The organism is Sphingobium sp. JS3065, assembly GCF_026427355.1.
Taxonomy (GTDB): Bacteria; Pseudomonadota; Alphaproteobacteria; order Sphingomonadales; family Sphingomonadaceae; genus Sphingobium.
On record NZ_CP102664.1, the window covers coordinates 1,094,025 to 1,119,833 of the forward strand.

The 25,809-nt window shown below is 66.6% G+C and carries 28 protein-coding genes; 23 read left to right on the plus strand and 5 right to left on the minus strand.

Features of this window, described 5'->3' with window-relative positions; all coding sequences use genetic code 11:
• Positions 1 to 148: 148 nt before the first annotated feature.
• Together NUH86_RS05360 and NUH86_RS05365 are read right to left on the minus strand one after the other, a co-directional pair.
• On the minus strand, positions 149 to 637 hold the full coding sequence (locus NUH86_RS05360) for a type II toxin-antitoxin system YhaV family toxin (RefSeq protein WP_267252033.1): 489 nt from the start codon (positions 635 to 637) through the stop codon (positions 149 to 151).
• Positions 638 to 639: 2 nt separating this feature from the next.
• Positions 640 to 966, minus strand: coding sequence for a type II toxin-antitoxin system PrlF family antitoxin (locus NUH86_RS05365; RefSeq protein WP_069318846.1), 327 nt, complete (start codon positions 964 to 966; stop codon positions 640 to 642).
• Between the two features lie 259 nt (positions 967 to 1,225).
• Here NUH86_RS05365 and qatA point away from each other — a divergent pair, with 259 nt between their 5' ends.
• From qatA to qatD, 4 genes are read left to right on the plus strand one after another with little or no spacing between them, the layout of a single operon-like run.
• Positions 1,226 to 3,184, plus strand: coding sequence for a Qat anti-phage system ATPase QatA (gene qatA, locus NUH86_RS05370; RefSeq protein ID WP_267251463.1), 1,959 nt, complete (start codon positions 1,226 to 1,228; stop codon positions 3,182 to 3,184).
• Positions 3,184 to 4,068, plus strand: coding sequence for a Qat anti-phage system associated protein QatB (gene qatB / locus NUH86_RS24715; protein ID WP_323749004.1), 885 nt, complete (start codon positions 3,184 to 3,186; stop codon positions 4,066 to 4,068). Before qatA ends, qatB begins: the two co-directional genes overlap by 1 nt.
• Entirely contained in the window at positions 4,065 to 5,414 is a 1,350-nt protein-coding gene (gene qatC, locus NUH86_RS05380; RefSeq protein ID WP_267251465.1) for a Qat anti-phage system QueC-like protein QatC, read from the plus strand. The genes qatB and qatC overlap by 4 nt, the downstream gene beginning before the upstream one ends.
• Before the next feature lie 8 nt (positions 5,415 to 5,422).
• A complete protein-coding gene (gene qatD, locus NUH86_RS05385) occupies positions 5,423 to 6,175 on the plus strand; it encodes a Qat anti-phage system TatD family nuclease QatD (protein ID WP_267251466.1) in 753 nt (250 codons plus the stop codon).
• A 5-nt stretch (positions 6,176 to 6,180) separates the two neighbouring features.
• On the opposite strand, the gene NUH86_RS05390 is transcribed toward qatD, so the two are convergent.
• The gene (locus NUH86_RS05390; RefSeq protein ID WP_267251467.1) at positions 6,181 to 7,302 is read right to left on the minus strand and encodes a helix-turn-helix domain-containing protein; all 1,122 of its coding nucleotides are present in this window, start codon (positions 7,300 to 7,302) and stop codon (positions 6,181 to 6,183) included.
• Between the two features lie 414 nt (positions 7,303 to 7,716).
• On the opposite strand from NUH86_RS05390, the gene NUH86_RS05395 reads away from it, so the two are divergent.
• The 3 genes from NUH86_RS05395 (at position 7,717) to NUH86_RS05405 (ending at position 11,879) form a co-directional block, all read left to right on the plus strand.
• Complete coding sequence (locus NUH86_RS05395) at positions 7,717 to 9,786, plus strand: ParB/RepB/Spo0J family partition protein (protein ID WP_267251468.1); 2,070 nt, start codon at positions 7,717 to 7,719, stop codon at positions 9,784 to 9,786.
• A 662-nt stretch (positions 9,787 to 10,448) separates the two neighbouring features.
• Complete coding sequence (locus NUH86_RS05400; protein WP_267251469.1) at positions 10,449 to 10,748, plus strand: DUF736 domain-containing protein; 300 nt, start codon at positions 10,449 to 10,451, stop codon at positions 10,746 to 10,748.
• 288 nt (positions 10,749 to 11,036) lie between these two features.
• Entirely contained in the window at positions 11,037 to 11,879 is an 843-nt protein-coding gene (locus NUH86_RS05405; RefSeq protein ID WP_267251470.1) for a DUF932 domain-containing protein, read from the plus strand.
• Between the two features lie 161 nt (positions 11,880 to 12,040).
• Here NUH86_RS05405 and NUH86_RS05410 read toward each other — a convergent pair whose 3' ends face one another.
• Positions 12,041 to 12,268, minus strand: a complete 228-nt coding sequence (locus NUH86_RS05410; protein WP_267251471.1) for a helix-turn-helix domain-containing protein — start codon at positions 12,266 to 12,268, stop codon at positions 12,041 to 12,043.
• A gap of 170 nt (positions 12,269 to 12,438) precedes the next feature.
• Between NUH86_RS05410 and NUH86_RS05415 the strand changes: the two genes are divergently transcribed.
• Positions 12,439 to 12,711, plus strand: a complete 273-nt coding sequence (locus tag NUH86_RS05415; RefSeq protein WP_267251472.1) for a DNA -binding domain-containing protein — start codon at positions 12,439 to 12,441, stop codon at positions 12,709 to 12,711.
• 103 nt (positions 12,712 to 12,814) lie between these two features.
• Here the strand turns inward: NUH86_RS05415 and NUH86_RS24810 are convergent, their stop codons facing one another.
• Positions 12,815 to 12,988, minus strand: coding sequence for a hypothetical protein (locus tag NUH86_RS24810; protein WP_416365375.1), 174 nt, complete (start codon positions 12,986 to 12,988; stop codon positions 12,815 to 12,817).
• Between NUH86_RS24810 and NUH86_RS24815 the strand changes: the two genes are divergently transcribed.
• The 15 genes from NUH86_RS24815 (at position 12,941) to trbJ (ending at position 25,808) form a co-directional block, all read left to right on the plus strand.
• Positions 12,941 to 13,078: a transcriptional regulator domain-containing protein gene (locus NUH86_RS24815; RefSeq protein WP_416365359.1), complete on the plus strand. Its 138-nt coding sequence runs from the start codon at positions 12,941 to 12,943 to the stop codon at positions 13,076 to 13,078. The genes NUH86_RS24810 and NUH86_RS24815 overlap by 48 nt on opposite strands.
• Positions 13,079 to 13,127: 49 nt before the next feature.
• The gene (locus NUH86_RS05425) at positions 13,128 to 13,640 is read left to right on the plus strand and encodes a DUF2285 domain-containing protein (protein ID WP_416365360.1); all 513 of its coding nucleotides are present in this window, start codon (positions 13,128 to 13,130) and stop codon (positions 13,638 to 13,640) included.
• Between the two features lie 128 nt (positions 13,641 to 13,768).
• Complete coding sequence (locus tag NUH86_RS05430; RefSeq protein ID WP_267251476.1) at positions 13,769 to 14,035, plus strand: helix-turn-helix transcriptional regulator; 267 nt, start codon at positions 13,769 to 13,771, stop codon at positions 14,033 to 14,035.
• Positions 14,032 to 14,538 (plus strand): DUF2840 domain-containing protein, encoded by a 507-nt coding sequence (locus NUH86_RS05435; RefSeq protein WP_267251477.1) that lies wholly within the window; start codon positions 14,032 to 14,034, stop codon positions 14,536 to 14,538. The genes NUH86_RS05430 and NUH86_RS05435 overlap by 4 nt, the downstream gene beginning before the upstream one ends.
• The gene (locus tag NUH86_RS05440) at positions 14,535 to 15,080 is read left to right on the plus strand and encodes a S26 family signal peptidase (RefSeq protein WP_267251478.1); all 546 of its coding nucleotides are present in this window, start codon (positions 14,535 to 14,537) and stop codon (positions 15,078 to 15,080) included. The genes NUH86_RS05435 and NUH86_RS05440 overlap by 4 nt, the downstream gene beginning before the upstream one ends.
• 36 nt (positions 15,081 to 15,116) lie before the next feature.
• Entirely contained in the window at positions 15,117 to 15,452 is a 336-nt protein-coding gene (locus NUH86_RS05445; RefSeq protein ID WP_267251479.1) for a DUF736 domain-containing protein, read from the plus strand.
• 4 nt (positions 15,453 to 15,456) lie between these two features.
• Positions 15,457 to 16,368 (plus strand): lytic transglycosylase domain-containing protein, encoded by a 912-nt coding sequence (locus NUH86_RS05450; RefSeq protein ID WP_416365341.1) that lies wholly within the window; start codon positions 15,457 to 15,459, stop codon positions 16,366 to 16,368.
• Between the two features lie 244 nt (positions 16,369 to 16,612).
• Positions 16,613 to 18,370: a relaxase/mobilization nuclease domain-containing protein gene (locus NUH86_RS05455; RefSeq protein ID WP_267251480.1), complete on the plus strand. Its 1,758-nt coding sequence runs from the start codon at positions 16,613 to 16,615 to the stop codon at positions 18,368 to 18,370.
• 15 nt (positions 18,371 to 18,385) lie between these two features.
• Positions 18,386 to 20,356, plus strand: a complete 1,971-nt coding sequence (locus NUH86_RS05460) for a conjugal transfer protein TraG (protein WP_267251481.1) — start codon at positions 18,386 to 18,388, stop codon at positions 20,354 to 20,356.
• A 9-nt stretch (positions 20,357 to 20,365) separates the two neighbouring features.
• Positions 20,366 to 20,794 (plus strand): CopG family transcriptional regulator, encoded by a 429-nt coding sequence (locus NUH86_RS05465; protein WP_267251482.1) that lies wholly within the window; start codon positions 20,366 to 20,368, stop codon positions 20,792 to 20,794.
• Positions 20,795 to 20,967: 173 nt separating this feature from the next.
• Positions 20,968 to 21,954 (plus strand): P-type conjugative transfer ATPase TrbB, encoded by a 987-nt coding sequence (trbB, locus tag NUH86_RS05470; RefSeq protein WP_267251483.1) that lies wholly within the window; start codon positions 20,968 to 20,970, stop codon positions 21,952 to 21,954.
• The gene (locus NUH86_RS05475) at positions 21,951 to 22,289 is read left to right on the plus strand and encodes a TrbC/VirB2 family protein (protein WP_267251484.1); all 339 of its coding nucleotides are present in this window, start codon (positions 21,951 to 21,953) and stop codon (positions 22,287 to 22,289) included. The genes trbB and NUH86_RS05475 overlap by 4 nt, the downstream gene beginning before the upstream one ends.
• Entirely contained in the window at positions 22,286 to 22,567 is a 282-nt protein-coding gene (locus tag NUH86_RS05480; RefSeq protein ID WP_267251485.1) for a VirB3 family type IV secretion system protein, read from the plus strand. The genes NUH86_RS05475 and NUH86_RS05480 overlap by 4 nt, the downstream gene beginning before the upstream one ends.
• Positions 22,564 to 25,053 (plus strand): conjugal transfer protein TrbE, encoded by a 2,490-nt coding sequence (gene trbE / locus NUH86_RS05485; RefSeq protein WP_267251486.1) that lies wholly within the window; start codon positions 22,564 to 22,566, stop codon positions 25,051 to 25,053. The genes NUH86_RS05480 and trbE overlap by 4 nt, the downstream gene beginning before the upstream one ends.
• Positions 25,050 to 25,808 (plus strand): P-type conjugative transfer protein TrbJ, encoded by a 759-nt coding sequence (gene trbJ, locus NUH86_RS05490; RefSeq protein WP_048578622.1) that lies wholly within the window; start codon positions 25,050 to 25,052, stop codon positions 25,806 to 25,808. The genes trbE and trbJ overlap by 4 nt, the downstream gene beginning before the upstream one ends.
• Position 25,809 lies beyond the last annotated feature (1 nt).

Genomic DNA, 25,809 nt, shown 5'->3' on the forward strand with positions numbered 1-25,809 from the left:
CATATAGTCGTGCAGGTCTTCGAGACCTTCCGACCAGCCGCAGGGCGCGCGGCGGGGACGACGTTTGCGAGGCAGGGCCATCCGCCCACGCTGGCGCGCGACCGCGCAGGGTGCAAATGATCCGGCCGGGCGTAGCGCAGATAGGGGCTCACGGCGGGTCGGGCGAAGCTGCCTCCAGACGCTCCCGCGCTTCCGACTCGTTCGCAGCCGTCAGCAACGCCGTCCAATCGTCGGGCGGATTGCCCTTGTCGAGCATCTTGCGGAACACCGCATAGGCGTCCGACTTCGATCCATAGGTGCGTAACGTGGTCTCGTCGTTCACCCAGGCGAAGACGATGACCTTCGCACTGGTGCTGTAGCGGAAGAACAGTCGGAACCGGCCGCCGCCGAACTTCGCCCGGAACCAGTGCTTGCGGTCGTCCCCCAGCGTGCCGCCCTGCCGATACTCCGGGCGTGTGGGATCTTGCGGAATGGTCTCGAATACGAGCTGGCGCAGCGCCGCCAGCAATTTCGCATTGGCCGATTTGTGCCAGCCGCGCGGGTCTTTCTCCCGCAGGCGCGCGACAGCCGTCCCCAGCTTCTCGAATTGATCGAGAAACAGAGGGTGGGCAATAAGCTGCCACCCGTTGACGACCATCATCAGAGATCGACATCGCCGTCGATCGGCGCATCGAGATCGACCTTAACGCCCTCGGTCAGCGCCGCGATGCGTTCGGCGAGCGCGGGGGACAGCGCGCTCAGCGCCTCGGGCCGGCGTTTAATGTCCTCGGCCAGGAACGACAGAAAGCTGTCGATCGCCGGATCGTCATGCTCGGCGTCCGCGCGATGCACCGACACGCCATGCTCATCGACGCGAAAGGCGATCTTGCCGCCGTAATCGACACCGAGCGCCTGGCGGACGGACTTCGGAATCGTCGTCTGACCCTTGGCGGTGATGGTGCTGATTTCTTCGAGCAACGCGGGCATAGCAACCTCCTACATGGCGCAGAATGTAAGGAAAAACCATTACTTTGTCAAGGTGGGCTTTTCGGCGGCATCACGTCCGTCTGGGCAGACCATTCCGCTGAATCAGTCCGATAGCAAAGGAAGTTGCGTGGTTGCTTCTCGTTGGACTTGCCCAATGTCCGGCAGAACATATGGCGAAGCCTCATTTCTTCCGGCAGTGTTGCGTGCGGGGCTGCATTATTACAACCGCTGCGAGTCGCGGGAAGAAAACGGGGGCGGGATGATTCTCACTGACAATGAGACAAAGGTTGATCTCCTCAACAATGAGGCGATCGCCAAGACCATCATCGAGCTGCTGCGCGAAAAGCCCGAGCGCGCCGTGACGATCGGCGTTCATGGTGACTGGGGTGCGGGAAAGTCCAGCATCCTCGAAATGATCGAGAACGGCCTCAGTTCTGATGAGGACGTGCTCTGCATCAAATTCAACGGCTGGCGCTTTCAGGGATTCGAAGACGCCAAGATCGCGTTGATCGAGGGCATCGTCACCGGGCTTATCGAAAAGCGCCCATTGCTCACCCAGGCCGGTATGGCCGCGAAAGACATCTTCCGGCGGATCGACTGGCTCAAGATCGCGCGGCACGGGGGCGGTCTCGCTTTCACCGCGTTCACCGGCATCCCCACGGCCGATCAGGTCGGCGCGGTGGTCGGCACCTTGAAGGGTATCTTCGCCGATCCCTCGAAACTCGCCACGCAGGAGAATTACGACAAAGCCATCGACGGCGTGCAGGGGCTGCTGAAACCCGGAGAGTCGAAGAATGTGCCGGAGGAGATCGAGGCGTTCCGGAAAGCTTTTGACGATCTGCTCAAGCAGGCGGGCATCCAGCAACTGATCGTCCTCATCGACGATCTCGACCGCTGCCTGCCGGACACGGCGATCGAAACGCTCGAAGCCGTCCGGCTGTTCGTCTTCACCGCCCGCACCGCGTTCATCGTCGCGGCCGACGAGGCGATGATCGAATATTCGGTGCGCAAACATTTCCCCGAGCTGCCGGACACGACCGGACCCCGCGACTATGCGCGCAACTATCTCGAAAAGCTGATCCAGATTCCGTTCCGGATTCCGGCCTTGGGCGAGACCGAAACTCGCATCTACGTCACCCTGTTGCTCATCGGCGCCGAGCTGGGCGAGGACGATCCCGCGTACTCCGCGCTCATCACCGTCGCGGGAGAATTGCTCAAACGGCCCTGGAAGACGGCCGGGCTCGACGCGCAGACGGTCAAGACCGCCTTGGGCGACAAAGCCGGCCAGGTCCAGAACGCGCTCACCTTGAGCGACCAGATCGGTCCGATCCTGGCCAGCGGCACTCAGGGCAATCCGCGGCAGATCAAGCGCTTCCTGAACACCCTGCTGCTGCGCCATCAGACCGCGCTCGCCCGCGGTTTCGGAGATGAGGTGAAGCTGCCCGTCCTGGCGAAGCTCATGCTGGCCGAACGGTTCCTCTCCAGATTGTTCGACCAGATCGCCAGCGCCGCCGCCCGTGATCCGGACGGACGCTGCGTAGATTTGGCGGCGCTTGAAGCCGTCGCGTCGGAGGAGAAGCCAGCCCCCAAAGCGAAGCGGGCCGGGCCGAAGATCAGTTCCACGGATGACACCAAGCCGATCGCCGTGCCGGACTCCAAGGACAGCGCCATCCTGACGGAATGGAAGGCGGCCGACGCGATACGGGCCTGGGCGCGGCTGTCGCCGGCGTTGGCCGAAGTCGATCTGCGCCCCTATCTGTTCGTGACCAAGGATCGAAAGGACTATTTCGGCGCGGCCTCCGTCCTCGGCCGTCTCGCCGCTGTGGTTGAGAAGCTGCTCGGCCCAAAACTCGCTGTCCAGGCGTTCGAAGGCGACCTCAAGCAGCTCGTTCCGGCCGAGGCCGCGCAGGTCTTCGAGGAACTGCGCGGACGCGTCATGGGTGGCGACGCCTTCGAGACGACGCCGCCCGGCATTGATGGGCTCGCCGTGCTGGTTCGCGCCCATCCCACATTGCAAGCCAATCTTCTCGACCTGCTTGAAGCCGTGCCAGCCGATCGGTGCGGGCCGTGGCCCGCGTCAGGTTGGGAGGGAATCATCAAGGATTCCGACGCCGTGGCGCGCTTCGAGAAGCTACTCCAGGGATGGTCCACGTCCCAATCTTCCTTCCTGAAGACGACGGCCAGCGCCGCGCTTCGCACTCGAAAAGGCGGGCGCTGATGGGAACGTCGAACGCTTATGGGGGTGCAGGTGGCGGCACGCCGCTGATCCCGAGTTGGTTGCAGGGCGACGGTGACGGCGGGGCCGGTGCGGGCTCGGGTGATGGTGACGGGGCACAACCCCCGTCACCTGATGGATCGCCTCCAGCAGTTCCTCCAGCACCAGCGCCGCGGCCGGCCGCGCCGGCCGGGGCATCGGATCGGTTCACATCGGCCCGGAACAATTTCACGCGCTTCGCAAGTTCGGGCGGAAGCGACCGCAGGAGCCTCGGCCGCGCGGTCTCGCAATATGTGTCCAAATCGGCGGGCGGCTCACGCCAGGCCGCGCAGCGCATGGGCTCATCGCGGGGCGCGGGCGCCGGACTGGTCAGGTTCCTCAACGACGCCAGCGCGAATGGCGTTCGCGAAGCGTTGCGAACGCTCAACCTCGAAAGCCTCGCCGGGCGTCCGATCGAGGAAGTGTTCGCGGGACTCGCAGATTACATCTGCCCCGAAGGCGGGTCGATCGACGAGGGCATCGCGCGGGACGCCTTCGTCGAGACCATCGCGGATCTCGCCGGTGCGGGCATTACCGACATCGACGCGCTGACACCCGGTCAAATCCAGACCGTTTTCGAAGTATACGCGACGCACGCGATCGAGGCGCGCATCTGCAACGACATCGGCACCAAGGTCGTAACCTTACCTGCCGACCCACGCGCGGCCGAGAGGGTTCAGTCGCAACTGCGTGATTTCATCCAGCGCGGTGTCAGCGACGCGATCAACGCTGCGGGCGTCAACATACAGTCGCTGACTCCTGACGCGGTGATGGGCTTCGTGACCAACGTCTATCAATCCGCCTTCGACGTGTTGCAGACAATGGGCGATGGGGAGGCAGCGAAATGAGGCGGCATGTCATCATTGGCCGTTTTGGCGCGGACGATAAGACCCGCATCCCCAAGGCGCGCGACGAAGTCGCATCGACCTTACAGTTGGTGGCGGGCAAGCGTCTCGATCATGGGATCGGCCGAGCCTTAGCCGATCTCAAGGCATTGCACCTGACACCGAGCGAGATCGGCGCGGACATGCTCGTGGTCGCGGCCCACGTTCATGCCGCGGACACACGCATCTCCCGCTCGACCGAATCGCAGGATGCTTGGACGCGCGAGCTTCGGCTGGTCGTTCCCGTGAGCGATCCCGTTCGATGGACAGCAGCCGCGCCCATCCTGATCCGCGCCCTGAACTTCCTGACCGGCGACAAATGGGATGTCGGATTCCGCAAGCGGACGAAGGGTTACGCGAAGCTGGTTTCTCCTGCCACGCCCACCCTCATCCCCAACCCGTTCGATGGCGTGAGTCTGTTCTCTGGCGGTTTGGACAGTTTGATCGGCGCGATCGACAGCCTGAATGCCGGCGAGACGCCGCTTCTGGTCAGCCATGCCGGGGAAGGGCTGGTGAGCAAGTCGCAGGAGCAGTGCTTCGACGGTTTGAAAGCCGCCTATAAAGCGTCCGCCTTCGATCGGTTGCGGGTGTGGATGAGCTTTGACACCGGGCTGGTCGAGGATGTTGGGTCGGAGGACACCACGCGCGGCCGATCCTTCCTGTTCTTCTCGCTGGGTGTCGCCGCCGGCACCGCGCTTGGCCGCGCCTTCGTGCTCAAGGTTCCCGAGAACGGTTTAATCGCGCTCAACGTGCCGCTCGATCGGCTCCGACTCGGTGCGCTCAGCACCCGAACGACGCATCCTTTCTACATAGCTCGGTGGAACGAATTGCTCGGCGCGCTCGGTGTCGGAGGCGAGGTCGAGAATCCCTACTGGCACAAGACCAAGGGGGAAATGGTCGCCGAGTGCGCCAATCCGGCCTTGTTGAAGCAGCTCGCCCCTCTGTCGCTATCATGTTCATCACCGACGAAGGGGCGCTGGACCAAGAAGCCGCAGGGACACTGCGGATACTGCCTGCCGTGTCTCATTCGACGGGCCTCTCTGCGAGGCAAGGATTCGACACTTTACGGGGTGCCCGATCTGAAGGCCGCCACATTGGATACCAGGCAGGCCGAAGGTCAGCAGATCCGATCTTTTCAGATCGCGATCGCACGGCTGTCGAAGCGACCGGAACTCGCCAAGGCCCTCATCTACAAGCCGGGGCCGCTTTATGACTATCCTTCCCGGCACGATGACCTCGCCGATGTCTATCGCCGCGGATTGGAGGAGGTTGGACGCTTGCTGACTGGCGTTCGCGCCGCACCATCGTAAGAGACCCCATGCGATCGGGTCTCGTCGATTTTCATTGCCACCTCGATCTCTACCCCGACCACGCGGCCGCGGTGGAGCGTTGCGAGCGCGATGGCGTGTTCACCCTCACCGTGACCACCACGCCCAAGGCTTGGCCGCGCAACCACGAACTGGCGTCTGCCACCCGTCATGTCCGAGCGGCTCTCGGCCTGCATCCTCAACTGGTTGCCGACCGCGCTCATGAAATCGGACTATGGGAGGAATTGCTGCCGCGAACCCGCTATGTCGGCGAGGTCGGGCTGGACGCTGGCCCACGCTTCTACAAGTCGTTCGAGACGCAGAAGGAAATTTTCGCTCGGGTGCTGTCGCTCTGCGCGGCGGCGGGAAACAAGATCGTCACGACGCATAGCGTCCGCGCGACCAAAGCCGTGCTCGATATGATCGAGCAATACATGCCGCCCCCGCGCGGGCGCGTGGTGCTCCATTGGTTCACCGGCACCGCAGCAGAGGCCAAGAGAGCGGTCGATCTCGGCTGCTATTTTTCGGTGAACGCAGAGATGCTCGCTAATGAAAAGCGCGCGGCGATAACCAAGGCGCTGCCCTTGGATCGCGTTCTAACGGAAACAGATGGGCCGTTCACCCAGACGGACGCCCGTCCTGCCATGCCGAGCGATGTCTGGGTCGCTGTGGAAGGCTTGGCGCGTCTGCACGGACTGACGCCAGCAGATATGTCCGCCACGATCATGCGGAATCTGAAAAGCCTGCTCGCTGAGCAAAGCTAGGCTCGTTAGGAGTGGGGTGCCTCGTCGATCCCGAACAAGCGCCAGAATCCGTCAATGAACGGCTGCAAGCTCTCCGGCCCGAGCGCGTCATCGACCACCTCGCCCAGATAGGCCGGGTCTTGCCACGCCGCATCCGTGAAATAATCGTCGCCGGTGATGACGCGGTATTCTCGTATGCCGGTCAACGTCGCCATCGCGACCCACGGCCCCTCGATGCCGAAACTTCTCAGGCGCGCGACCGCGCTGCGCGCCGCTCCGATCACCTGCTCATCGAAATACTTCCGCCAGATTATCTTCTGACCGTCCTTGGTCCGTCCGATCGCCCAGGCGAAATCGACATAGCCGCGCCGGTGATTGACCGACCATGTGCGCACCGCCTGGCTGTCCTGGTCGATCGGCGAGTGGACGATCAGGCCGTCCAGACCGACCACCATGTCTATCCCGCCGCTGACGCGCGGCGGCAGAACCGCCGTCTCGCGCGTTACGCGGATGTCGCGCGCCTCGCGCAGAACCGACAGGGGCGCGACGGTCAGAACCGCGGCCGGCGCTTCGGCCAGGCGGCACGGCATGTCCTTCCCGGTTGTCGCCTCGACGGCCCGGTGATGAAGATCCCGGATCTTGCGCGGCATCTCGTCCGAGGCCGCGAACGCCTGGCGCAGCTCGCCGGTGCTCATCTCGTAATTCCCCCGACTGTTCCGGCCATAGAAGCGGCTGCTCTTGCTGTAGGTGACGCGGTGCGGCGCGACGGTGCTGGCGCCCACGCGCATCACGAGGACGACCGCTCCGCTCGCCAGTGTGATTGTCTGCACCCGGAACTGCGGAACACGAGGATCGACGCAGTTTCGCAGTTGGTCCTCGATACGCAGCAGATCGGTATCCAACGTGGCGGCGGAGATACCGACGATTTCGGCGGCGACGCCATTGCCATCTTCCCGCACCCCGATGACCATATCCCCGCCGTCCGTATTGGCGAAGGCGGTCACGTCGGCGAGGAAGTCCTTCACGGCCTTCTCGCCCGCGCCGGGAAAGGTCAGCTTGAAGTCAAGGCTGCGCCCTTCAGACCGACCGTAGGTCACTAAGGCTTCGAGGTCGGCGACTCCGATTTGGTCGAGCGGCTTGTCAATCATGTCGTCGCTTATCACGAGGATAGCGAGGACTGAAAAGGGGAACGCCTTCCCCTGCTGACGAGCCCACGCGGGTCTCGCCAGACCCCTTCGAGCGGGGGCACCCCGCAACGCCCCGCGGGCGGCGTGTCCACGCCGAACCGTAAATCCGCCTCGGCGGATTTGTGTCTTCCTAGGCTGCGGAGATCGGGCCAGGGCTGCGCCGGCCCGATCGCGTTGTTGTGGTCTCCCCGTCGGTGGGGTGGGCGACGCTTCCCTTTAGGCCCGCCGCGCCGGGCCGCAACGCGCGCGGGGCGCGCTTACCTTCTCTGCGTTCCGGCCCTTCGGGTGCTGCCCGGCTCCGCCGGCGGGCCTGCCGGTCCGCTCCTTCGCCGCCCACCCCATTCCGGGGTGAGTGCGGTTTGAAGGAGAAGTGTGATGAACGCTGTTACCCAAACCGTAGCCGCCGAGCCTGTGTCGGGCGTCGAGATTTTCGTGCCGCTCGCCAAGCTCAAGAAGTCCCCGCGCAATGCCCGCAAGGTGCCACATGGGGAAGCCGCCGTCGAGGCGCTGGCCGCTTCGATCCAGCACAAGGGGCTGATCCAGAACCTTGTCATCGAGCCGGAGGTCAGGGAGGACGGGACGCAGACCGGCTATTACCTCGTTACCGCTGGCGAAGGCCGCAGGCTGGCGATGCTGCTGCGCGCCAAGCGCAAGCAGATCAAGAAGTCGGAACCCGTGCGCTGCTGGCTGGATACGGCCAATGACCCGTCCGAAATCAGTCTGGACGAGAACGTGACCCGGACGCCGATGCACCCCGCTGACCAGTTCGAGCGGTTCGCGGAGCTTTCCAACAACAAGGGTTGGGGGGCGCAAGAGATCGGCGCACGGTTCGGCGTGTCGGCCGCTGTGGTGAAGCAGCGGCTTCGCTTGGGCGCTGTCAGCCCGAAGCTGTTGCAGGTCTATCGTGAGGATGGCCTTACGCTGGACCAGCTTATGGCCTTCGCCATCACCGAGGACCACGCCCGGCAGGAGCAGGTGTTCGAGGGACTGCATCATAATCGCGAGCCGTGGATCATCCGGCGCGATATGACCGCCGCCAACGTGCCCGCCGCCGACCGGCGCGCGGTGTTCGTCGGGGCCGACGCCTATATCGAGGCGGGTGGCAATATCATCCGCGACCTGTTCAGCGAGGACCGGGGTGGTTTCTTCGAGGATGCGGGCTTGCTCGACATGCTCGCCGCCGAGAAGCTGCGCGAGATCGCGGGCGAGGTTCAGGCCGAGGGCTGGAAATGGACCGAGGCGCATATCGACTATCCCCACGCCCACGGGATGCGGCGCTTCTATCCGCAGACCATCGCACTGTCCGACGAGGACGAGGCGCGGCTGGAGGCGCTGTCCACCGAGCATGACGAGCTTGCCGAAGGCTATTCGTCCTATGACGAGATGCCCGAGAACGTGGCCGAGAAGCTGGAAGCGATTTCCGACGAGATCGACACAATTTCGGCAAAGCGGTTCGCCTACGGCGCCAGCGTGATCGCGCATGGCGGCGCGTTCGTCGTCCTTCACCATGACGGCACGGTTAGGATCGAGCGCGGTTTCGTCCGGGCCGAGGATGAGGCGCTGGCCGATCCTCAGCCCGAGGATGAGGGCGAAGGCGAAGCCATCGACCCGGAGGCCGTGGAGGACGAGCAGGCCGAGGACGGCGATGAGGACGTGCAGGAGATCGAGGAAGAGGACGAGGAACCGGGCAAGCCGATTTCCGACAGCCTCACCCGCGACCTGTCCGCCCACCGGACGCTGGCCTTGCGTGTCGCCCTTGGCAAGCGGCCCGACATGGCGCTGATCGCCATGACCCACACGCTTACGGCGCAGTTGTTCTACAGCTATGCCGAGGCCGGTTGCCTTGAGGTTCGTCCGACCGTGACGCCGCTTGGCAGCCACGCGGACGGGATCGAGGACACCCCCTTGGCGGCGCGCGCGAGCGAGCAACACGAGGCGTGGGCCGAGCGGATGCCGCGCGATGTGGCGGACCTGTGGGGCTTCATCGTCGGGCTGGACGATGGGAAGCGGCTGGCGCTGCTGGCGCATTGCGCGTCTCGCACCGTCAATGCGCTGCGCCTGCCGTGGGACCGCAAGCCCCGTTCGCTGCAAACGGCGGACAGGCTGGCGACCGCGCTGGCGCTGGACGTGGCGAAGGACTGGACGCCTACCGTGGACAGCTACCTTGGCCGCGTCACCAAGGCGCATATCGTCGAGGCCGTTGCCGAAGGCGTGTCGGAGGAAGCCGCAGGCCGCATCGCCGACATGAAGAAGCCGGACATGGTGCAGACCGCCGAGCAGCTTCTGGCAGGGACCGGCTGGCTTCCCGCCGTGCTGCGGACACCCGAGCCGGAGCAGCCCGCGCCCGTCGAGGACGTGGGAAGCGTGGAGCAGCCGTCCGAAGCGGAGGCTCCCGATACCGAAGCGGAGGACGGCGAAGCGTCCTTTGCCGTCGCCGCCGAATAGCGGCATCTGGCCGGGGCCGCGCGAGCGGTCCCGGCCTTCCCCTTCGACCGGCGAAAAATCGCGGCCGCGCCCGTTGGGGCGCGGCCGCTTTCGTTTGGCAAACGCACGACCGTCCCAAGGGAGGCGCAACGCGGGTAGCGGATTGACGAGCAGCGTCTTGGCGACCATCTCGCCGATTGACCTTGTCAGGCCCAGGAGGCGGGGTCGCGTCGCGACGACGATATTGGCGTTCGGCGGCTGCAAATCCCGGGTCGCATTCGACGTATGTCTGTCGAGGTTGCAGGGCGTCGGTTGCTCCTGTCATCCCATGATCGCCTTCGTTGTCGGTCGTTTGCTGATCGCGCGGTTCAGCACAGCAGCCATTTTCCGCCTGTCAGGTCGCGAGGTGCGCCAAGGCGTCTAGTTTCGGCTTCGGCATGACCGCGCGGCCTTTCGATTGGCTTGATCTAACCGGGGCCGGCTTCGCCTTGCTCGACCTGGCGCAACGCCGCCGCGCGGCTTTTTTCCGCCGCCTCCGGCTTTGCATCGCGAAGCAAAAAAGCCGCGTGTCGCCATCCTCCGCTGTGCTCCGGCCGCAAGCGGTGCGCGTCCGATCATCCCCGCTTCACCGATCGCCATCGAGGCCGCGGCGGTCGCGGCCCGAGAGCGAAAGGAACTTTGACATGGCGACCATCGGCACCTTCACCCAGGCAGGCAATGGCTCCTTCACCGGAACCATCAAGACGCTCACCCTCAACGCCAAGGCTACCCTCCGGCCGATCGACAAGGAAAGCGAGAAGGCCCCCGACTACCGCCTCGCGGTCGGCTCCGTCGAGTGCGGCGCGGGATGGAAGAAGACCAGCCGCGAAAACCGCGACTACGTCTCGGTCAAGCTGGACGATCCCACCTTCCCGGCCCCGATCTACGCCACTCTGTCCGAGACCGAGACCGCCGGCGAATACGCGCTGATCTGGTCCCGCTGACCCCGACACGGCGCCCCGCTTCATTGGAGCGGGGCGCCTTCGTGCGTTTGTTACGCCGGTTATCAAAAGCGGACGGGCCAGCCGGCCCGGCATGTTGTCAGAGGTGCTTGGGGCGCTGCCCCCAGCGCCCTTCGGAGCGGCTTCCGCCCAGCTTCCTCCACGCTGCGCGTTCCGTGCAGCCGGTTCCCCGCGAAGCCGCCCACTCCGGTTGCACCCCCGGTCTCGCCGACGGGCAGGGTTTCAGCGCGGCGCTCCGCTGCGCGGAAACCCAAGCCCAAGGAGGCTAAAATGCACTACCAGCTTGCCACCCGGTTCGGCCGCAACGCCCACCAGATTAGCGGTCGAGAGCCGCTCGACAACGAGGCGCTGTATCGCCACGTCCCGTCAATCTTCGCCCGTGAGGCGCACGACAGCCGGTCGGATCGCTACGTCTATGTCCCGACCATCGACATCGTGGAGGGGCTGCGCCGGGAAGGATGGTTCCCGTTCTTCGCGGTCCAGTCGGTTCCGCGCGACGGCAGCCGCCACGGCCACGCCAAGCATATGCTGCGCCTGCGCCGGGACGACGGCATCGGCAAGCCGGAGGCCGCCGAAGTCATCATCGTGAATAGCCATGACGGGACCAGCGCCTATCAGATGTTTGCCGGGATGCTGCGCTTCGTCTGCACCAACAGCATGATCGCAGGTGAGCGGTTTGAGGAAGTCCGTGTGCCGCACAAAGGCAATATCGAGCACGACATCATCGAGGGCGTATTCACCGTCGCCGAGGACTTCCCCCGGCTGATCGACGCCAGCGAGTCGATGAAGGCGATCCAGCTTTCGCCGGATGAGCAGCGCTTGCTTGGCGAAGTTAGCCTTGTTGCGCGCTATGGCGACGACGAAAGCCCTGTTCGGCCCGAACAGATCATCGAGCCGCGCCGCCGTGATGACATGGACCGCAGCCTGTGGACCACGTTCAACGTCATTCAGGAGAATGTCGTTCGAGGCGGATTGCAGGGCCGCAAGCGCAACGCCGAGGGCCGTATCCGCCACGCGCAGACCCGCGCGATCAACGGCATCGACCAGAATGTGACGCTCAACCGCGCGCTCTGGACGCTGGCCGAAGGGATGCAGCGCCTCAAAGCGGCCTGACCCATAACTACCGCAGGGCCGGAGTTTCCGGCCCTGCGGCTTTGCCATTTTCGCGCCGATTCGCTGCGGCGGATCGGCGGCGGCCGCGCGTCCCGAAGGTCCGCGCGACCGCAAGCGCGCTCGCCGGGCTGCCGCCCGGCTCGCGCTCAAGTTCTGCGAAGCTAGTCAGTCTCGGACGGATCGGGTTCGGCGACAAGATCGGCGGGCGTGACACCAAGCGCAGAGGCCAAGTGAAACAAGGTGACGACGGTTGGATTGCGCCGGCCGCGCTCCAAATCGCTGACATATTGCTGCGTAAAGCCAGACGTCTCGGCAAAGCGCTCCTGGGTAAAGCCCTTATCCTTTCTCAGCTTGGCGAAGTTCAGTCCTACCAGGCGGCGCATGTCCATGCGCGCGACGCTGGACGATACATCTCATCCGGTTTATCCCATATCAGTTGTATCGGTTGGAGCGCGCCGTTCGTCGTTGCGAAAAGTGCGGTCAACGATGCAGGGCTTACGCGTATCCGGTTCTGCAATTTGAGGTAAACTGGTTAACGGGCAACATGACGGGGGACGCCATGAGCACCAACCAATTCGCCGATCGCGCGCCGGAGGTATCGCAGCTCACGGCCTATGACGAAAGCCATCTCACTGTCTATTTGCGGCTGCTCGATGCGGACGAAGGAGGAGCGGACTGGCGCGAGGCGGCGGCCGCGATCCTCGGTGTGGACGCAGCCGCCGAGCCGCAACGAGCCAAGGCGATGCACGATAGCCACCTTGCTCGCGCGCGGTGGATGACGGACGTGGGTTACGCGCATCTACTCGGCTGCGAGCGCCCGCTAAGGCATTAAGTTTTAATCCATTTTGGTATCAATTCATTGCTTCCGTCGCAGCGCGCGCGGCATGGTTGAGCGCAACCTTGGCGCTATCGTGCGTTGGTCGAGCCGGAGATGTTCATCCCCCGCAATCCGCCCTCAGTGCGGTTGGGAGGATGCCATGCCGACGCCCCAGCGCCGGCGCGAGCGACGTGGCGGCAATCTGTCCGACGCGCTCGGTCGCGCCGATATAGCCGCCGAGTTTTTGCGGCGAAACCACACCTATCGCGCCGAACATGCGCAGATGCAGCAACGCATCGCCGACGGCGCCGTCGTCAAGAACGCCGCCGAGACGGCGTTCGCGCGGCGCTGGGGGTTATCCTTTCGCCACTGCGCCGGATGACCTTTCAGACCCGGTCGTTTGGCGCCCGGAACTGACCGCCGTCACGGTCATTCTCGACGCCGCGCCGGATGGATTCGAGACCGCCGCTCCGGTCGATCCGCGCGCACTCGGCGCGCTGCTCGCCGACCTAGCCGGGATCGATGGACGGCATGTTGTCGTCGCCGATGCGGCCGGCGAGCATCGGCTGTGGTTGCGTGATTCGCAGCCTGGCCGCCCGCTCGCTGCCGTCATTCCGCTCGACAAGGATTTCATCACCCGCCTCGCCAGCCTGCTGCGTTTCCACCGTCGCCTGCTCGGCCGGGCGGCCGGGCCGCTACCGCGCGGCTGGCCGCTAACCGCCTATCGGCTGGCGCGGCTCGACCTGATGCTCCGCGCGCTCGACCTGCGCGATGAGGGCGCAACTTATCGCCAGATTGCGACGGCGCTGGGGCGCGACGACGCCACCCGACTATCGGCGAGTGACTGGAAAATGTCGGCGTCGCGCTCTTTCGTCGTGCGCCTTGTGCGCGACGGCATCGCCATGATGAACGGCGACTACCGCAAACTGCTCCGTATCCGCTGAATCAACCGTTTCGGCGACGCCCCGCAGGGGTGGTCGCATCCGTGCAGCCTCACATCTTCATACCCCACCCGGCCGCTTCTAGCCTGTCATTTACGCCTCCTGCCGCCACCGCCCGCAGGAGCCGTCACTTGTCCGATACGCCCACCAACCTGCCGCCCCGCTTCCTACGAACGCCGGAAGCCGCGCGGTTTCTCGGCCTCTCCGGCCGGACCCTTGAGAAGCACCGCTATTTCGGGACCGGCCCAGCCTACCGCCGCATCGGCGGGCGGGTCGTCTATTCGGCTGATGACCTGCGCGCCTGGGCAGACATCGGTATCAAGCATTCGACCTCCGATCCGGGCCAGAACGACCTCATGCCGCGGGCGGATTCGGCCATCGCCCGGAGCCGGCGATGACCGTCCCACCGTCACCCATGCGGCACCGCCAGCCGTCCGAAGACGGCATGACCCGCGTCGAGCTGACGTGGATCGAGAAGCGGATTGAGCACTGGATCAGGTTCGGCCGCGTCGCCTTGGACGAGATCGTTGACCGCCGCCGCCGCATCGTTCGCTTCCGCCCCGGCGCGATCTTCGCGTTCGTCCGCTGGGCGGCGAACGACTACGGCACAGTTAACTCGCGCATCGACATCGTGCGCGCGGTCGGCGCCGGGGAGTCTTTCACGACGCTGCCGTTCGTCCGGCCGGGCGGCGACATCCTGCTCAAGATCGAGGGATGGCCCAAGGTTAGCCAAGTGCTCGCCGCGATCGACGCGATCGAGGCGGCCGGCGTCGATCCGTGCGACGCCGCGCCGGATCATTGGCGGCACGTCCACAACCGCATCGCAGCCGGACAACCGCCGCGCCCCTATACGATGGAGCGCCATCGCGCGTGGCTCAAACGCCGGGAGATCGAGCGATGACCCGCCGTGGATGGGCCATTGCGACGACCTCCGCCGCGTCGCTGTTCGGCGCGTCGTTCCTCGCCGTGGCGGTGTTCGATCCGCTCCCGCGCGTCGTCTGGAACGCCAGCGCGAGCGCGCCGATCGGACTTTATCGGATCGAGCCGCTTCCCGATCCGCCGAACGGTGCGTTGGTCGCCGTGACGCCGCCACCGGCGCTGGCGCGCTGGCTGGCGGAGCGCGGCTATCTCGGTGAGCGCGTGCCGCTGTTGAAGCATGTCGCGGCGCGGCCGGGGCAGATCGTGTGCCGCATCAACGCAGTGGTGAGCATCGATGAACGGCCCGTCGTCGTCGCCCGGCCGCGTGACGGCCGGGGCCGGCCGCTGCCGGTCTGGCAAGGTTGCCGCACGCTGCGCGCCGGCGAGTTGCTGATGCTCAACCCGGACCACGCCGACAGCATGGACGGTCGCTATTTCGGGCCGCTGCCGGCCTCGACCGTGCTCGGCCGCGCCGTCCCGATCCTCACCCGCGACTCCCCGACCGCGCCGCTCGTCTGGCGCTGACCCGCTTCACCGCCTGCCAACCCAAAGGAGATCATCATGCAGATCGGCAGCTTCTTCCGCACCCCCAACGGCTACGAAGGCATCATCGAGACGGCGACGCTCGACATCCGTATCTCGATCGTTCCGGCCGAGCAGAGCGACGCCGACAAGGCGCCGGACTGGCGCGTCCACCGCGGCGACGGCGGCGAAGGCCCGGAGATCGGCGCCGGCTGGAACGAGACCGGCGAACGCGCCGGGGATTACGTCTCGCTGCGCATCGACGATCCCGCGTTCGCGCAGCCGATCCGCGCCGCGCTGTTCCAGAACACGGGCGACAAGTCGGCCTGGTCGTTGCGCTGGAACCGCCAGGCGAAGTCGCGCGAGCAGGATTGAGCCCGTGCGCTTCCCATTCATCCCTTTGTTCGCGGGAAAGCCGTCTCATCCCTTCGTCCCGCTCGGTCGCAGGCCGGCCGGGGCGCGCAGCGAAGGTCAAGGGCGGCCAATGGCCGGCGCTTCGCGCGCACCCTTTACCGCAGCGAGCACGCTGGCAGGCTGGCGGTGGAGCGGAGTCGGACCAGCGGTGGCGCTCGTCGTCGTGCTGCTGTCCGGTGGCGCTACGCCTGTTGGGGCTTTGGCGCAGGATAGGCCGGCCGCACGATCATCGGCCGTCCATCCATATGCCGGTCATGTTGCCGATGCTGCACGGCGGTTCAGCATCCCCGAGGCCTGGATTTGGGCGGTGATGCGTGTCGAGAGCCGTGGCGTTTCGCGCGCGGTCTCGCCAGCCGGGGCGATGGGCTTGATGCAGATCATGCCTGCGACCTGGGCCGGTCTTCGCGCCCGCTACGGCCTCGGCCCCGATCCGTTCGACGTGCGCGACAACATCATGGCGGGCGCGGCTTATCTGCGCGAGATGCACGACCGCTACGGTAATGCGAGCGCGATGCTGGCGGCCTACAATGCGGGACCGGGCCGCTACGACGACTTCGTGTCGCGCGGCCGTCCGCTGCCGCCCGAGACGGTCGGCTACCTCGCCCAGCTCGCGCCGAGCGTCGGGACGGCGGGTGTAGCGGAGGTGGCGGTCACCGCTCCGCATGATCCGTTCGCTTGGCGTCGCGCCGCGCTGTTCGTGCGCACGGCGAGCGTCGCATCAGATGCGGTTGGCGTGCAGTCGGGCGGCACGCTCGATGCAACCGCATCGCCATCTGGGCAGATCGCAGCAGACGAGGAAACCGCCGCCCCATCGTCGCCCGTCAGGGGGGCGGACACGTTGTTCGTCCCCCGCGCCCGCGCGGGCCGACCGCAATGATCCATGTCGTATCCCCATCATCCGTCCGAGGCAGCATTATAGCTGGGGAGGGAGAAAACGGCAGGGACAGACGAGGGCGAGGGCAAGATATAAGGCGAACCCCGTTTCGCCGAAAAGCCGAGGCTTTTCCGTGGCTTCACGCGGTGGCGTCGGTCGGCGCGCGTGCCGCTCGGAAGGGAAAAGGCAGCAAAATCAACGCCTCGAATGGCACCACAGGCCATTTTCGGCGGAAAGCGCCCCAGCCATGAGCGAGGACAGCGAGTTCCGCATCCGGCCGGGCAAGGCCAAGCGCAGCAAGGCGCAGGGACGCAACGCGCGCGGCCTGGTGGCCGAGGTGCTTCGCGTCGCGGCGATCCACAGCAGCGGCCGGCGCACTCCGGGCGGACCGCGCCGTGCCGGCCAGTCGAGCTTCGGCCGGGGCCGCACGGCCTTCGCGCGCAGCCGCCTGTTCGGCTCGGGCCGGCGGGTGATGGTCAAGATGCTGCCCGTCACCGCCCGCAGCCGAGGCGGGCGGCGCATGGCGCCGCTGTCCGCGCACATCGCCTATCTGAAGCGTGAGGGGGTCACGCGCGACGGGTCGCCGACGCGCATGTTCGATGCCGAAGGCGACCGTGCCGACGGTCGCGGTTTCGCCGAGCGGTGCAAGGATGACCGGCATCATTTCCGGGTCATCGTGTCGCCCGAGGACGCCGCCGAGCTGACCGACCTGCGCGAATACACGCGCGACCTCATGCGTCAGATGGAGGCGGACCTTGGGACGCGGCTCGATTGGGTCGCGGTCGATCACTGGAACACCGATAATCCGCACGTCCATCTGCTCGTGCGCGGTGTTACCGATCAGGGCGCCGATCTCGTCATCTCCCGCGACTACATCAGCCACAATCTCCGCTCGCGCGCGCAAGACCTAGCCTTCGCCGAGCTTGGGCCGAAGCCAGAACATGAGGTGCAGCGCGCGCTCGACCGTGAGGTTACGGCGGAACGCTGGACCCGGCTCGATACCGAGATCAAGCGCGCGTCTGACGAGCTGGGCGTGATCGACCTGCGCCCCGAGCGGCCCGGCACAGACGATCCGCGCCTCCGCCGGCTGATGGTCGGGCGCTTGCAGCACCTGGAAACGATGGGGCTCGCAGCCGAAGGGGATACCGGCCAATGGGCGGTCGCGGAAGGTGCGGCGGCGAAACTGCGCGAGCTGGCCGCGCGCGGTGACATTATCCGCACCATCGGCGCGGCGTTGAAGGACCAAGGCCACGATCGGCCGCTCGACAGCTACGCCGTCGTCACGAGTGCGCCCGAGAAGCGGATCGCTGGCAGGCTGATCGACAAGGGCTTGCACGACGAGCTGACCGGCACCGCCTATGCCGTGATCGACGGCACGGACGGGCACACCCACCATGTCCGCCTGCCCGGCATCGAAGCGCTGGAGCAGAGCCCGGCGCTAGGCGGCATCGTCGAGCTGCGCGCGATCGGCCGGCCCGGCGAGGAGAAGCCGACGCTGGTGCTCGCCACGCGCTCCGACCTCGACCTCGCCGCACAGGTGAAAGCGCCCGGCGCGACCTGGCTCGACCACCGGTTGATCGAGCGCGGCGCCAGCGTCGCGGATGGCGGGTTCGGTGCCGATGTGCGCCGCGCGATGGACGCGCGCATCGACCATCTCGTCAAGGAAGGGCTGGCACGGCGGTTCGGCGAGCGGACGGTGTTCGAGCGCGGGATGCTCGACACGCTGCGAAAGCGCGAGCTGGACGCGGCTGGCGCGAAGATCGCTGGCGAGACCGGGCTTGCCTATCGCCCGGCATCGTCCGGGGAGAAGATCGCCGGCGTCGTCCGCCAGCGCCTCGCACTCGCGTCAGGCCGCTTCGCCATGATCGACAACGGGCTCGGCTTCCGGCTCGTGCCCTGGGCTAGCCCCCTTGAACAGCAGCTCGGCCGTCAGGTGTCCGGCGTCGTCCGCGCCGGCGGCGGCATCGACTGGACGCTTGGCCGCAAGCGCGGCCTCGGCATCTGAAAACAGGAGACATCCGTGTCCGCGACCAAAATACTTTGGGGCCAGATCATCATCGTGTTCCTGATCGTGCTCGCCGGGGTGTGGGGCGCGACTCAGTGGACCGCCGCCGCGCTCGCCTATCAGCCCGAGCTGGGACCGCCTTGGTTCGAGGCATTCGGCTGGCGGGTTTATCCGCCGCCCGCATTCTTTTGGTGGTGGTTCAGCTTCGACGCCTATGCGCCCCGCATATTCCTGACGGGATCCTATATCGCTGCGTCCGGCGGGTTCGCGTCGATCGCGGTCGCCATCGGCTTGTCGGTGTGGCGCGCGCGCGAACTGAAGAACGCCGAGACCTACGGCTCGGCCCGCTGGGCGACCGAACGCGAGGTTCATGCGGCCGGGTTGCTGGGGCCGAACGGCGTGGTGCTCGGCAGGCTCGCTCGCGACTATCTCCGCCACGACGGCCCCGAGCATGTGCTGTGCTTTGCCCCGACCCGTTCTGGCAAGGGCGTCGGCCTGGTCGTGCCGTCGTTGCTGACCTGGCCGGCGTCGGCGATCGTCCACGACATCAAGGGCGAGAACTGGACACTCACCGCCGGTTTCCGCGCGCGGCACGGCCGCGTGCTGCTGTTCGACCCGACCAACGGCGCGTCGGCGGCCTACAATCCGCTGCTGGAGGTGCGGCGCGGCCAATGGGAAGTGCGCGACGTGCAGAATGTCGCCGATGTGCTGGTCGATCCCGAAGGCTCGCTGGAGCGCCGAAATCACTGGGAAAAAACGAGCCATAGCTTGCTTGTCGGCGCGATCCTCCACGTCCTCTACGCCGAGGCGGACAAGACCCTGGCCGGCGTCGCGGGATTCCTGTCCGACCCGGCGCGCACGATCGAACAGACCTTGGCGGCGATGATGGCGACGAGGCACTTGGGCGAAGCCGGCGTGCATCCCGTCGTCGCCAGCGCCGCACGCGAACTGCTGAACAAGTCTGACAACGAGCGATCGGGCGTGCTCAGCACCGCCATGTCATTCCTCGGCCTTTACCGCGATCCCGTTGTCGCGCAGGTCACGCGGGCCTGCCAGTGGCGCATATCGGATCTGGTCGAGGGCGAGCGGCCGGCGACGCTCTATCTCGTCGTGCCGCCCAGCGACATCTCGCGCACTAAGCCGCTGATCCGCCTCATCCTCAACCAGATTGGGCGCCGGCTGACCGAGGAGCTGACGCCCAAAGGCAATCGGCATCGCGTGCTGTTGATGCTGGACGAGTTCCCCGCGTTAGGGCGGCTCGACTTCTTCGAGTCCGCCCTGGCGTTCATGGCCGGCTACGGGCTCAAGGCATTCCTGATCGCGCAGTCGCTCAACCAGATTGAGAAGGCATACGGCCCCAACAACGCGATCCTCGACAACTGCCATGTCCGCGTGAGCTTCGCCACCAACGACGAACGCACCGCCAAGCGCGTGTCGGATGCGCTCGGCACCGCCACCGAGATGCGGGCGATGAAGAACTACGCCGGGCATCGCCTGTCGCCGTGGCTCGGGCACCTGATGGTGTCGCGGTCGGAGACCGCTCGCCAGCTTCTCACTCCCGGCGAGGTGATGCAGCTTCCGCCTGACGACGAGATCGTCATGGTGGCGGGCGTCCATCCGATCCGGGCGAAGAAGGCGCGCTACTACCAGGATCGCCGCCTGTCCGAGCGGATTGCACCGGCGCCAGCGCCGCAGGCGGCCAAGGTCAGGCCCGACGACTGGACCGGGCGACAGGCATCCGCCGATCCGAAGCAGGTCGCGCGCATCGTCCGCGATGCTGAGGACGCGGCCAATGGTGGGCTGCGCCGCGAGCCCGAGTTGCCCGAGCATGTCGCGATCGCGCCCGAGACCCCGCCGCCGGCCCAGGAGTTCGCGATCGTCGACGACGAGCAGGACGACGCGGCCCGGCAAGCGGCAGTGCGTCGTCGGATGCAGGGGCTCGCTCGGCAGGCGTCGCTCGATCCGAGCGACGGTATCGACCTGTAGGGGACAATCATGCGTCTCAGGCTCAACGTCTATTTCCCGCCCGCGCTCGCCAAGCAGGTGGACGAGCTGGCGATCCGCCGCCGCATCTCGCGCTCAGCGATCGTGGAGGCGGCGGTCGCGTCCTACCTCTCGCCGGACGGCGCCGACCGGATGGAGGCGGCGTTCGCCCGGCGGCTTGATCGCTTGTCGCGTCAGGTCCAGCGACTTGAGCGCAACACCGGCCTGACGACCGAGGCGCTGAGCCTGTTCGTCCGGTTCTGGCTGTCGGTGACGCCGCCGCTGCCCGACGAGGATCAGGCCGCCGCACAGGCGAAGGGACGAAAACGCTACGAGGGCTTTATCGAAACACTCGGCCGGCGTTTCGCCAGCGGTAAGACGTTGATGGACGAGATCCCCGAAGATGTCTGGCCGCGCTCAACATCACCCGAGTCGGACTGAATTGCCGCGCCTGATCCTGATGTAGCGGAAGGTCGCTTCCGCCCTCGGCAACGTATCTGCCGCCCTCTCTACTACGCCAGCAACTAGCTGTTGCGAGCCGAGTATTCCTGCGTCTCTTGATGTGCCCCGACAGCCGGGCGGCGCTTCGCCCGGTCCTTTGCAGGGGCCAGCCGTTGACCATTCACCCGATCCGAACCGAGGCGAAATCACGCGGCGCGCGGATGCTGCGAACCGCGCTCGGGCCGTCGATCGCGGCCTGGCTCGACGACCCCGCCGTCATCGAAGTGATGCTGAACCCGGACGGCCGGCTGTGGCTCGATAGGCTCGGCGAAGGCATCAGCAATACGGGCGAGCTGCTGAGCGCTGCCGACGGCGAGCGCATCGTCCGCCTGGTCGCGCACCATGTCGGCGTCGAGGTTCACGCCCGATCCCCGCGCGTCTCCGCCGAGCTGCCGGAAGGAGGTGAGCGGTTCGAGGGGTTGCTGCCGCCCGTCGTCGCCGCGCCGGCCTTCGCGATCCGCAAGCCCGCCGTCGCCGTGTTCACGCTCGACGACTATGCGGCGGCCGGGATCATGTCGGCGGCCGAAGCTGAGGCGTTGCGCCACGGCGTCGAGAGCCGCGCCAACATCCTCATCGCGGGCGGCACCGGCGCGGGCAAGACCACGTTGGTCAACGCGCTATTGGCGGAAGTCGCCAAGACCACCGACCGCATCGTCCTGATCGAAGATACGCGCGAGCTGCAATGCGCCGCGCCTAACCTCGTCGCCATGCGGACCAAGGACGGCGTGGTGTCGCTGTCCGAGCTGGTCCGCTCGTCGCTGCGCCTGCGCCCCGACCGCATTCCCATCGGCGAGGTGCGCGGCGCCGAGGCGCTCGACCTCATCAAAGCCTGGGGCACCGGCCATCCCGGCGGCGTCGGCACGATCCACGCCGGCACTGCGCTCGGCGCGCTGCGCCGCATGGAACAGCTCATCCAGGAGGCCGTCGTGACGGTCCCGCGCGCGCTGATCGCCGAGACCATCGACATGATCGCCGTGCTGGTCCGCGACGCGCACGGGCGCCGGCTGACCGAACTGGCCCGCGTCGAAGGGCTCGACCCCGCGACCGGCGACTACCGCCTCGCACCGCTCACCACCCCCCAACCCGGAGACCTGCCATGATCCATGCCCTTCGGCATGGCGCACGCCGCGCCATGCTCACCGCCACCGCCAGCGTGATCGCATTGACCTTCGCCGTTCCGGCCCATGCCGGCGGCTCGTCGATGCCGTGGGAAGCGCCGCTCCAGTCGATCCTCGAAAGCATCGAAGGGCCAGTGGCGAAGATTATCGCCGTCATCATCATCATCATCGTGACCGGCCTGACGCTGGCGTTCGGCGACACGTCGGGCGGCTCGCGCCGGCTGATCCAGATCGTGTTCGGCCTTTCTATCGCGTTCGCCGCGTCGAGCTTCTTCCTGTCGTTCTTCTCGTTCGGCGGTGGAGCGCTGATCGCATGAACGGCGCGGCCGATCATGGCGAACCGATCGCGGGCTATTTCGCCCCGGTCCATCGGGCGCTGACCGAGCAGATATTGCTCGGCGGCGCCCCGCGCTCGCTCGCCATCGTCAACGGGACGCTGGCGGGCGCGATCGGCCTCGGCCTGCGCCTGTGGATCGCCGGCCTGGTCATCTGGGTCGTCGGCCACGGGCTGTCCGTCTGGGCCGCCCGCCGCGACCCGCAATTCGTGGACGTGGCCCGGCGTCACCTCCGCTACCCGACATGGATGCGGCCATGATGAGCTTGCGCGAATATCGCAGCAAAGCTGCTAACCTTCCCGACTTCCTGCCCTGGGCCGCGCTGGTCGGCGAAGGCGTGGTGCTCAACAAGGACGGCTCGTTCCAGCGCACAGCGAGGTTTCGCGGCCCCGATCTCGACAGCGCGACGCCGGCAGAGCTGGTCGCCACGACCGCACGGCTGAACAATTCGCTGCGCCGGCTCGGCTCCGGCTGGGCGATCTTCGTCGAGGCCCAGCGGACGCCTGCGCTCGACTATCCGGAAGGCCACTTTCCCGATCCCGTGTCGTCGCTGGTCGAGTTCGAGCGCCGCGAGCAGTTCCGCGAGGAGGGCGCACATTTCGAGAGCCGCTATTTCCTCACCCTGCTGTGGATGCCGCCGGCCGAAGAAGCCGCCCGCGCCGAAGGTTGGCTTTACGAGGGCCGGTCCACCAGCGGCGCCGATCCGTGGGAACTGCTCAAGGGCTTCACCGACCGCAGCGACCGGGTGCTCAACCTGGTCGAAGGCTTCGTGCCCGAGGTCCGCTGGCTCGATGACGCCGAGACGCTGACCTATCTGCACAGCACGGTTTCGACACGCCGCCAGAGCGTCCGCGTGCCGGAAACGCCGATGCACCTCGATGCGCTGTTGGCCGACGAGCCGCTGACCGGCGGACTGGAGCCGCGCCTGGGCGAGCATCATCTGCGCACGCTCACTATCGTCGGCTTCCCCAGCGTGACCTTCCCCGGCCTGCTCGACGAGTTGAACCGGCTCGCCTTCGAGTATCGCTGGGCGACCCGCGCGATCATGCTCGATAAGACCGACGCGACCAAGCTGCTGAGCCGCATCCGACGCCAGTGGTTCGCCAAGCGCAAGAGCGTCATGGCGATCCTGAAAGAGGTGATGACTAACGAGGCGTCGGTCCTGATGGACAGCGACGCATCGAACAAGGCCGCCGACGCCGACACCGCCCTGCAGGAGCTGGGCGCCGACTATGCCGGCATGGCCTATGTCACCGCGACGGTGACGGTGTGGGACCGCGATCCAGCCATTGCGGCGGAAAAGCTGCGGCTGGTCGAGAAGGTCATCCAGGGCCGCGACTTCACCGTGATCCCGGAGAGCATGAACGCGATCGAGGCATGGCTGGGGAGCCTCCCCGGCCACGCCTACGCCAACGTCCGCCAGCCCCCGATTTCCACCATCAATCTCGCCCACCTGATCCCCCTGTCAGCAGTATGGGCGGGGCCGGAACGGGACGAGCATTTCGGTGCTCCCCCCTTGCTCTACGGCAAGACCGAAGGCTCGACCCCGTTCCGGTTTTCCCTTCACGTCGGCGATGTCGGCCACACGCTGATCGTCGGGCCGACCGGCGCCGGCAAGTCGGTGCTGCTCGCCCTCATGGCGATGCAGTTCCGTCGCTACGAGAACGGCCAGGTCTTCGCCTTCGACTTCGGCGGCAGCATTCGCGCCGCCGCGATCGGCATGGGCGGCGACTGGCAGGACTTGGGCGGGATGCTTGCCGACGAGGCCGGCGACGGCGTGCAGCTCCAGCCGCTGGCACGGATCGACGATCCGGCCGAGCGCGCCTGGGCGGCCGAATGGCTGGCGGCGATCCTCGCGTCCGAGGGCGTCGCGGTCGATCCGCAGGCCAAGGAGCATCTGTGGTCGGCGCTCGGCTCGCTTGCCAGTGCGCCCGTCACGGAACGCACGCTGACCGGGCTCGCCGTGCTGCTCCAGAGCCAGCAGCTCAAGCAGGCGCTCGCATCCTATTGCCTTGGCGGGCCGTGGGGCCGGCTGCTCGACGCCGAGGCCGAGCGTCTTGGCGTGGCGTCGGTTCAGGCGTTCGAGACCGAGGGCTTGGTCGGCGCCGGATCGGCAGCAGCCGTCCTGTCTTACCTGTTCCACCGGATCGAAGGCCGGCTGGACGGCTCGCCGACGCTCATCATCATCGACGAGGGCTGGCTGGTCCTAGACAGCCCGGACTTCGCCGCGCAGCTCCGCGAATGGCTCAAGACGCTGCGCAAGAAGAACGCCAGCGTCGTGTTCGCCACGCAGAGCCTCGCCGACATCGAGACGTCGAGCATCGCGCCGGCCATCATCGAGAGCTGTCCGACGCGCATCTTCCTGCCGAACGAGCGCGGGGCCGAGCCGCAGATCGCCGCCATCTACGAGCGGTTCGGCCTCAACGCCCGCCAAATCGAAATCCTGAGCCGGGCGACGCCCAAGCGCGACTATTACTGCCAGTCGAGGCGCGGCAACCGGCTGTTCGAGCTGGGGTTGGGCGAGGTCGCGCTGGCCTTCGCCGCCGCTTCTTCCAAGACCGATCAGCTCCGCATCGCCGAGTTGGTCGAGACCCACGGCCGCGAGCACTTCGCCGCCGAGTGGCTGCGCCATCGCGGCCTGGTTTGGGCGGTCGATCTTCTTCCCGAACCTCAATCCGATCCGCTGGCCGGTCGCCGGGAAGATGCCGGCCAGCTCCCCCTTGCCTTGAAGGACATGACCCAATGAAACCCAATATCCTGCGCCGCGCCATGCTGGCCGGCGCCATCGCCACGTCGAGCATGATCGGCATCACCGCCGCCACGCCGGCTCACGCTCAGTTCGGCGGGATCGTCTATGACCCGACCAACTATGCGCAGAACGTGCTGACGGCCGCTCGGTCGCTCCAGCAGATCAACAACCAGATCCAGCAAATCCAGCAGCAGGCGACCAGCCTCATCAACGAGGCGCGCAATCTGGCGTCGCTGCCGTTCAACTCGCTCCAGCAGTTGCAGCAGCAGGTGCAGCGCACCCAGCAGCTTCTCGGCGAGGCGCAGCGCATCGCCTACGACGTGCAGAACGTCCAGCAGGTCTTCAACGGACGCTACAAGGGCGCGGCGCTCACCGGCACCCACGCGCAGATGGTCGCCAACGCTAACGCGCGCTGGGAGGATAGCGTCGGCGCGTTCGAGGACGCGCTTCGCGTTCAGGCCGGCGTCGTCGGCAATATCGACGGCGCGCGCACGACGATGGACGGCCTGGTCACGTCGAGCCAGTCGGCGACGGGCGCGCTTCAGGCCGCGCAGGCGGGCAACCAGCTTCTCGCGCTGCAATCGCAGCAGCTCGCGGACCTGACGGCGCTGCTCGCCGCGCAGGGCCGGGCGCAGGCGCTGGACTCGGCGCGCAACGCGGCCGTCGAAGCCGAAAGCCGCGAACGGCTCCGCCGCTTCCTGACGCGGTCCACCGGCTATCAGCCGGGCAACGCCCGCATGTTCCACGACTGAT